Source organism: Fodinicola feengrottensis (genome assembly GCF_039530045.1).
In the GTDB taxonomy this organism is placed as follows: domain Bacteria; phylum Actinomycetota; class Actinomycetes; order Mycobacteriales; family HKI-0501; genus Fodinicola; species Fodinicola feengrottensis.
The window spans coordinates 466,120-474,717 of sequence record NZ_BAAANY010000001.1 but is presented as its reverse complement, the minus strand read 5'-3'; the positions used below and the strand labels follow the sequence as shown (position 1 = coordinate 474,717).

Annotated in this window: 5 protein-coding genes; 2 read left to right on the top strand and 3 right to left on the bottom strand. The window is 64.2% G+C overall.

Annotation, left to right across the window (positions count from 1 at the left end; genetic code table 11):
- Positions 1-58: 58 nt before the first annotated feature.
- A complete protein-coding gene (locus ABD301_RS02270) occupies positions 59-1,216 on the bottom strand; it encodes a S53 family peptidase (protein WP_344306624.1) in 1,158 nt (385 codons plus the stop codon).
- A gap of 44 nt (positions 1,217-1,260) precedes the next feature.
- Positions 1,261-3,165, bottom strand: a complete 1,905-nt coding sequence (locus ABD301_RS02265; RefSeq protein WP_344306622.1) for a hypothetical protein — start codon at positions 3,163-3,165, stop codon at positions 1,261-1,263.
- 603 nt (positions 3,166-3,768) lie between these two features.
- On the opposite strand from ABD301_RS02265, the gene ABD301_RS02260 reads away from it, so the two are divergent.
- A complete protein-coding gene (locus ABD301_RS02260; protein WP_344306620.1) occupies positions 3,769-5,841 on the top strand; it encodes a hypothetical protein in 2,073 nt (690 codons plus the stop codon).
- Positions 5,842-5,844: 3 nt separating this feature from the next.
- Complete coding sequence (locus ABD301_RS02255; RefSeq protein ID WP_279580056.1) at positions 5,845-7,020, top strand: S53 family peptidase; 1,176 nt, start codon at positions 5,845-5,847, stop codon at positions 7,018-7,020.
- On the opposite strand, the gene ABD301_RS02250 is transcribed toward ABD301_RS02255, so the two are convergent.
- The gene (locus ABD301_RS02250) at positions 7,017-8,366 is read right to left on the bottom strand and encodes a hypothetical protein (RefSeq protein ID WP_344306617.1); all 1,350 of its coding nucleotides are present in this window, start codon (positions 8,364-8,366) and stop codon (positions 7,017-7,019) included. The two genes, ABD301_RS02255 and ABD301_RS02250, sit on opposite strands and share 4 nt — an antisense overlap.
- Positions 8,367-8,598 lie beyond the last annotated feature (232 nt).

Sequence of the window (8,598 nt, the reverse complement as noted above, 5' to 3'; positions counted from 1 at the left end):
ATAATTCCCCTCTCTCGCCGAAAAGTCACGCGTCGGGCCTATTCAGCCCATCGTGCGTTTAGAATGCGGCCAACCCGATGGGGCTGCCGACGCCGGTGGGTGCGTCGTAGCCGGGCTGTGCCGTGCACAGATAGTCATTCCCACAGTCAGCGCCAGTTCCTGAGTGGTCGTTAGCGCCGGTGGTGATGTCGTTGAATGACTCCGGGTGCTGGTAAAGAGTGTCGACTGTTGCGTTGTTGTTGACTTGCCCGTACATCCCGGCGATGAACGGAGCAGCGACGCTCGTGCCGGCAACGTCGAACCAGCCTCCGTTTCCGGCGTTGAACATGCTGACGTTGTCGGCGACCGCGGAAACATCAGCCACCGTACGCATTGAGCAGTGCGGATCATGTTGCCGTGCCGGTTTCGCGACGTAGGCGGAGCAGCCACTGCTGCCGTCCGCCCAGGTGGACTCGGTGAATCCACGAGTGTTGTCGGCTTTTGTGAGCTCCGTGCCACCCACCGCGATGACACTGGCGACCGTCGCAGGAAACGACGCCTTGGTGAATCCATCGTCTCCGGAGGAGACCACCACTTGGTGATTGGGTTGGTCGTAAGCGCCGGCGAATTGTTGGGCAAGGCCATTTTCAGGGCCGCCATAACTGTTTGAGACCACGGTCGCGTGCTGGCCGGCCATGACGGTCGCCGCGGCCAGGTTGTTAAACGAGTCGTCTGTCGCTTCCACGACGACGATACGGCAGCTCGGGCAGGACGCTGACACCATCGACACGTCGAGGGTTTCCTCGACCTCCCACCCGGGATCATTCTCTGGAACGGGCGTGGCGTCGCCGTTCTGGTTCAGGACTGTCAGACATCTATTGGCGACGGTGCAGGCCGACAAACCGTACTGTTTCCGGTAAGTGTTGAGATCACTTTCCAGAGTCGGGGAGTGGAATGCGATCGCAATCGCCACAGTCGCGCCCGCTGGTGGGTTTTGCGGAAGTTGATAGGCCTTGCGCAGGTCCTGGACGCCCAGTCCATCGGGCTTCGCGGCAGCGGCTTGAGGCGACTTGCCGTTGGCGTGCCGTGGAGCAATCAAAGTGAGGCAATGAAAATAATTGCCTGAACGAGCCGTACAGGCCTGCCGGTATCCCTGCTTGGCGGAGGTGGCCGGTGGGGTGGCCGAGTATGCGGGGGCTGCCGAGATCGCGCCGAGCAATCCCATCGCCAGCGTCAAAGCGCCCACTCTGGTGGCTGTGAAACGCAACATTCCCCCTCCTTTCATACTGTCTGGTAGGCGTGATTTACGGTCTGGATGATTGAGCCGCCAACTGTGTCAGTGCCGGACACTCGCAGGCTGACAAAGCCGGTGGGAGCCGTGAAAACAGCGAGGTAATGCCCGTTTCCCACTCGCACGGTGCGCGCCTGGTGCCAGGTCGTGCCATCGTCCGTGGAAAATTCCACCTTGGCGCTGGGGATGGGGGACTGCGGTGTCAGCTGGAGATGGCTCAGCGTCAGGTCCATCGTCTGCAACCCCGCGGGTACGGTGCCGTGCAGACTCATCCCACGTACGACCGTCTGCGCGGTCATGAGGGGTTCAACCGAGCAGTTCGTGGGCGACACAAACTCGAATCCGCATCCATAGCCGGGTGGGAGGGTGCCCTCTTGGTGGTGACTCTGCCAGGTCCATTCGGAGTGATTGCCAGTGGACAGTTTGTAGTCCGGCCCGGACCTTGCCGCATCAATAGTCAGATGTAGCGTCGAGACGGCGGCCTTCACCGTCGCATCTGGTATCTGGGCTGTCTTGGCTATGACGGGGCCATCCGCGATTTTACTGCCATCCTGGTCGAGCTCATAGGTCTCCGACTCGGGGTCCCTGTGATTCCCGATATCAAGCCATCCAACATGTCCTGTCTCGTTGTCGGAAAATGGTGAGAGGTTGAACGTCTCAGTGTCACCGGATCGTACGACTCCAGGTTCGAATTGCCCGTTTGTCTGCGATCCGGCCAGATTCACCGGGGCGCGTGTGGAGAGCGGGAATTCATTCCACGCCTCAGTCACCTTCTCACCGGGCGTGTAGCGTCTCGCTGAGCCGCCCTGACCGCCGCCACTCATCGGGAAGCCTGGGAATCTGGGGTCAGTCCAAACATTCGTACTCGCAAATGCCGCCCATGCGATCGAATTGCCGGCCGAAACGTATTCCAGTCGGCGGGTAGGCATCGACAGTGGGTTACCAAAACCGTGGAAGACAAAATAATTCAGTTCGAAGGGGTAAAAGGCTGTTCGGCCTTGGAAGCCGGTCGAGTCGATGTCCGAATAGTACGAAGCGTCAATGGTGGCAGTGTTGGCGGATGAGGCCGTGTAAACCTGCTGTGGGATGACGCCGGTGCTCAAATACTGCAGTGAGTACGTGTATGGCTCCCCGCGGCCGGCCGGCGATGTCAGCCGCCGGTACGGGTAGCTGTGCATGGTGCCGATGGTCACCGGTGTCGTGGTGGGCGACACCCAGATCGGTCCGCCCGGTGCGACGGCGACGTCGGTGTATGACCCGTACCCAGCGGCGCCGCCACGGTCCAGCACGAAACCGCCCTCCTGAAGCTCGGCAGGGCGCGGTGTACGCATGGTGACTTCGCTGGTTGCTTCGGTGGCGGCGAACGACATGGTCGCATCTTCGGTTACCGCGAACTGGGGTCTGGTCACCACCCGCAGGCCGGTGACGTCGCCATCGGTGTTGACGTCGAAATAGACGATGGTCGCCGCGTAGTTGCCAACCGGGACGCTTTCTCGTGCTTCGCCATCAAAGAACGGGTCGATCTCTTCAAAGCGGTTGCCGTTGTCCAGGTTCTGCACCAGAGCCGTCGCCGAGTTGGCCGGCGCGCCATCGATGTCGCTGGCCTTGAGTGTCAGGGTCTTCATCACATACATCGGTTTGGGCGCTGGCGTGGTGGCGCCAGCGAGTGACAACTTCGCTCCGCTGGTGAAGGTGGGGCTTGCCATCGGCTTCGGTCCTGATTTGCGATGGTCCGCTACAAACTGCCTGGCGACGGCGTCACCGAAAGTCCTCGCGGATTCGGCACTCAGATAGCCGGTGTGCGGGCCGGTCATGGTGACGCCGGCCACCGCCGGCTGATTTCCCTGGTAACCGAGGCTAACGGGGATACGTCCATCAACTTCGGCGGCACGCAACGCGGCTACGTCGAACAAACTCAGATCCAACCCACGTCCCAGGTACGGCAGCGCGGCGGCGGGAATCTCGTACTGCTTCCCGTTCAGTGTCAATGACATCAGGGTCCGGCCCAGTTTGGTCGTGCTGGCCGGCGTTACCGTGCCCATCCTCCCCGATCCGGCTCCCGGAAGAGTGGTCAGCCGCTCGCCGGTAGGAAGCAGGACCGCCGACGTGTTTGCTGGCTCGGGCCCAGCTGCGGCCGCTGGCAACTCGGCCGCGGCCGCTGGCAAGTCAGCCGCGGGTGCCACCCAACTGGAGACTGCCAGTGACACCGCTATTGCGGCGCAGACAGATGTTCGCTTCCTCATGGTCATTGGCTCGCTCGATTCTTGGCGGATTCATCGGCTCCTTGATGAGAAGGGCCAGGAGGAAGTCGTCGTTTCATGCGAATTTTCTCCAGTGAGTCGGGGGTCCTCATTGAAGTGGTGTCCGGAAGTCGCCCTGTATTTCACCGCTGGCCCATATCGGCCAGCTTGTGAGCGGAACTGTGATGGTGGTTTTGGACAGTAAGAGGCGTGAAAACAACAAGAACATCTCAGCGTTTGCGCAAGAGTGTTGTTGTGGTGGCCGCGGTCATTGCCGGCGCTACCGCTGGCGGCGCGCCCGCCATCGCGACGGCGGCCCCGCCGCCCGTCCAACCGGCTCGTACGGTCATCCTTCCGACTGGCGAAAAAGTGGCCCTGACCTGGGTGAATGGTCATGTACGGGTGGGCCGGCTGGCCGGCCAGCCGGCGTCCGCGCTGACCGTGGTCACAGTCGGGGCGGACGTGTACGCCATTCCGGCCGAGGCGGTTGGGCATCTCGCGACTGGGCTTGATCGGGAGCTGTTCGACGTGACCCGGCTGGCCGCGCTGCCCGCCGACCGGATCCCGGTGACGGTCCCGCAAGGCGGCCAAGCGGTGCCAGGCGTGACGATCACGTCCCGAAACGGCACTGTGACCAAGGGCTATTTGGATGCGGCTGGGGCCAGGGTTTTCGGTGACACACTCGGTAAAAACGCCAGTCCGGTGCGGATGGCGCTGGATGCGCCCACGGCCGGCACCGTGCAGCCGAACTATGCGATGGTGACGCTGACGGTCCGCTACACCCCGCCAGCCGGAGTGACTTCGCTGGGCACGCTCGCGATGATCACCAACACCGACGACAACCGGAAATACACGAACTTCGTGGGGATAGGCAGCGAGAACTATATCAAGGTCAGCCTGCCAAAAGGTCATTACACGATTATCGTCAATACGATCGCGAAGTCAGTTGACGGCAAGGCAACAGACAGCTACTTCGCGACCAGTACGGACAATGCCGTCACCGGCGACGGACAGACTGTCGCGCTCGACGGCGGTAGGGCGACCGCGACCCCGTCCTTCACCACCCCGAGGCCAAGCTCGGTCTTGGACGCTGGTGCAGACCTGATACCGGCTCGCGCCACCGACGGGATAGCGAATGGCTTCGGGGTGCTGGATGGCCCGAACGACCATGTCTTCGTACAACCGACTTCGGCGCCACGACACGGAATCCTGGAATTCGACGCGTACGAGCGCCGGTCCGCGACCGAGCCCGACGGCACTCCCGCCACCTATCACCTCACCGCCGACTGGTCCGCTGGAATTCCGGCGGACCTGCACCGTACGGTCCAGCCGAACCAGCTGGCGCGCGTTTCCGACCGCATTTTCGGTGGTGACGCGAGCGGGCAACGTGCGTTCGGCCGCGGTCCGGTTTACCCGGACCTGCGCGGCGAAACCAGCTCCGACACGGTGCCGAACACGCCGTCGTTGGTCGACTATTTGTACGGGCCGCCGAATGTGCGTTGGGACGCGGCTGCGTATCAGGGCGCAGCCAGCGGCGCTGAAGGCATGGAGACCGTTCCGCAGGCGTACCAGCCGGGACGGTCCTACCCGGTGGACTGGATGCATGGCCTGGCGACGGCCGGTTTCTTCGGTGGTAAGCCGTTTCCGCGGCCATACTGCGTGGCCTGCCGGACGGCTGACAAGCTGGCCTTGTCGACATTCGTGATGGACTCGAATCCAGACCATTCCGGCTGGGTCGGTGGTGCGAATCCGGGTTTCGAACGGCTCCAGGTGTTCCAGGACGGCACCAGCATCGTTGACACCACTGACAAAGACGACCTGACCGTGCCCCTTCCGGCGGACTCGCACACGTACCGTATTGAGGACACCGTCGATCGCGCGGCCATGGGATTCAGTACGTCGACGAAAATATCGTCGGTCTACACGTTTTCGTCGTCGGCGACCTCGGGCGCGGCGGTGCCGACCGGCTGGAACTGCGCCGCGAGTGCGACCGAGGCGTGCACGATTTTGCCGCTGCTGACGATGAATGTCCCGCTGCCGGTGAGCCAGGCCGGCACACTGCCGGCCGGCACTTCAACTTTCGTTGTCACAGCAGGACATGTGACCGCCGCGACGAAGTCCGCGATTACCGGTCTCACCTTCGCGACCAGCGTCGACGGTGGGGCGTACGTGCCGGCGACCGTCACCGGCCTTGGCAATGGCCGCTACCGGGTGACGCTGCGGTCCGCCGCGACCGGCCACCCGGTGTCCGTACGGGTCACCGCCCAGGACGCCGCCGGCGGCTCGCTCAGCACGACGACCGAAAACGCCTACACCGTGACCGGGAGCTGACCGATGACCCGCAAAACCCTGATCGCGTTCGCCTTCGTCGCGGTGCTCAGCGCCGCCGTCCCGGCCAACGCGGCTCCCGCCCCGGCCGGCACTGTGGGCCGCACCGGCTGCGCGGTCGTACAGGCCGGCCGATTCCACTGCTTCGCCGACATCGGCCGCTCGCCGGCCAAACGCGCCGCACGTACGAGCGCGCTGCCCGCTGGGTTGGGCCCGGCCGACATCGCGAGCGCGTACCAACTGCCGGCGAATGTGCAACCCAACAGCCTGGTGGCGGTCGTCGATGCGTACGACAACCCGAATGCCGAGGCGGACCTCGCGGTCTACCGGCAGACATACGGCCTGCCGGCGTGTACGAGCGCCAGCGGTTGCTTCTCCAAGGTCAACCAGCGTGGCGCGGCCACCCCGTTGCCGACGCCGGATCCGAACTGGGGAGTGGAAACGTCGCTCGACCTGGATGCCGTGTCGGCGTCCTGCCCGTCCTGCCGGATTCTGCTGGTGGAGGCCGACAGTTCGCTGCTCAGCCCCAACGACCTGGCCGCGAGCGTGGACACCGCGGTCGCCCTCGGCGCGCACGTCGTCTCGAACAGCTATGGCAGCGATGAGTCGCCAAGCATGGGCGCGGACGCCGGGCATTACCAGCATCCGGGCACTGCGATGGTCGCCAGCGCCGGCGACTCCGGGTTCACCACCGCGTCCTTCCCGGCGGTGCTGTCCAGCACTATCGCGGTGGGTGGCACCACCCTGAGCAAGGCCGCCGGCAGTGCCCGTGGGTGGACGGAAACGGCCTGGTCACACGGAGGCAGTGGCTGCTCGGCGTACGTCTCGAAGCCGTCCTGGCAGCACGACAAGCACTGCTCACTGCGTACGACTGCCGACCTGTCCGCGGTCGCCGACCCGGCCACCGGTCTCGCTGTCTATGACACGTTTGGCCTGATCAACGGCGGAGGTTTCATCGTCGTCGGCGGGACCAGCGCGTCCGCGCCGCTGGTGGCCGGGATGATCGCTCGGTCCGGCCACGTCATCACCGACGCGCAGCCCGTCTATGCCCACCCATCGGCGTTCTTCGACGTGGTCGGCGGAAGCAACGGCTTCTGCGGTGGCGACTACCTGTGCACCGGTAAGCGCGGTTATGACGCGCCTACCGGCATCGGCAGTCCCGCCGGCCTCAGCGGACTTTAGGCGGTTGTCAGGCGATAAAGACGCGCGGTGCCCGGGGTGCATTGGTACGAGATCGCCCGGGCACTGGTCAGCGGTGTCGGCTGGTACGTCTGTGAAGCATTGACGAATTCCTCGACGGTCGTGACCGCCGGCCCGACAGCCAGGCTGGCGGTCGCGGTCGTCGAGTAGGACCGGTTGGCGACGAAGATCCACCGCTGCTTCGTGCTGTTCCGGTTCAGCCGGGTGACGATGACCGGGCTGCCGCTGATGGCCGAAATCCAGCCGTCGTTGCTGAAACCGATCACCGCGGACGGCAGTGTCTTCTCGCCGAAATGCGCGGTCCGCTCGGTGGTCAGGGTGAGCAACTCCTTGCCCATCGGACGCAGGTAGTCGTTCTGGAAGTGTTTGAGATAGCCATAAACATCGCTCTCTGCGCCGCTTACCGTGAGAACCGCGTCGCCGAAGTCGGCGCCGCCGGGGGACCAGTAGGTGAACCACTGCAGGCCGCGGGCGCCGTACGCGAGTGCCGCGTTGATCTGCCAGATCGTCTCGCCGTAGTTCGGGTGCCGGAAGTAGTTGGCGCCCGAGTGGTGGGCGACGCCCTGCAGATAGCACCAGAACGGAACGCCATTAGCGACCGACTTCAGTCGGGAATTCGCGAGGGTGGTGAAAAACTGGCTTTCCGCGGTGGCCTGCTGGGCCGGCGTGTTGTGGTAGCCGTCCGGCATCAGCAGCATGTAGCGGTCGAAGCTGAAGTACGACGGGTGCACCTGGTCGATGAAGCCCTGCACGACCCCGCCCCAGTCGGGACCGCCGAAATAGCCGGCGAGGTTGTTGTCGACGAGCTTGGTCGGCGCCAGCTGACGGACGAGCCGCACAGCGGTGCCGATCGGGGCGTACTGCGAGGGCACCGGTTCGTCGCCGGTATGCAGCCCGGCGAAGGCCGGATAGGGGTTGTAGTCGTTCAGTACGGCCTGGGTGATGGGCTGCCACTGGTCCTGCGGTGTGGTGCTGGCCCCGACCTGGCCCATCCGGGTGTCGTTGACGATCGCCAGCAGACCGTGGTTCTCGCACAGTGGAAGCAAAGTCCGGTTCGCGGCGAGGTTGTAGACATCGCAGCCGCCGGTGCCGGCCGAGACGAAGGTGAAACCCGCGTCGGCGATCTCCTGGTACCGGGCGTCGGTTGTCTGGGACAGCGGCGGCGGCCGGAACATCCCGATCGGGAAGACGCCGTTGGACAGGATATCCGGCACAGTCGCGGGCGCCGCCGATGCCCTTCCCGGGCCGAGCGAGGCGGCGAGGGCGACTCCGCCGGCGGCGGCCAGCAGTTCGCGCCGGGACAGACGGGCACCACGGTTAGCGGGCATCGGCACTGGTCTCCTTCGATAAGGCCGCGCCGATAATCTGAGCAAAAATGACAAACGTCAAGTGCCAAACCCGCATATCGCCACTTCGACCGGCTATTTAGTTAGTCGGCGTTTCGTACGCGGAAGACATGCCGATTGTGCGAAATCTCAGCCGAGCAACCGCTGGCGCTGACCACGATCATCCTTCCCGTTCAACTTAGGGCAGCCTAACTTGCAGGGTGGGGCTAGCACC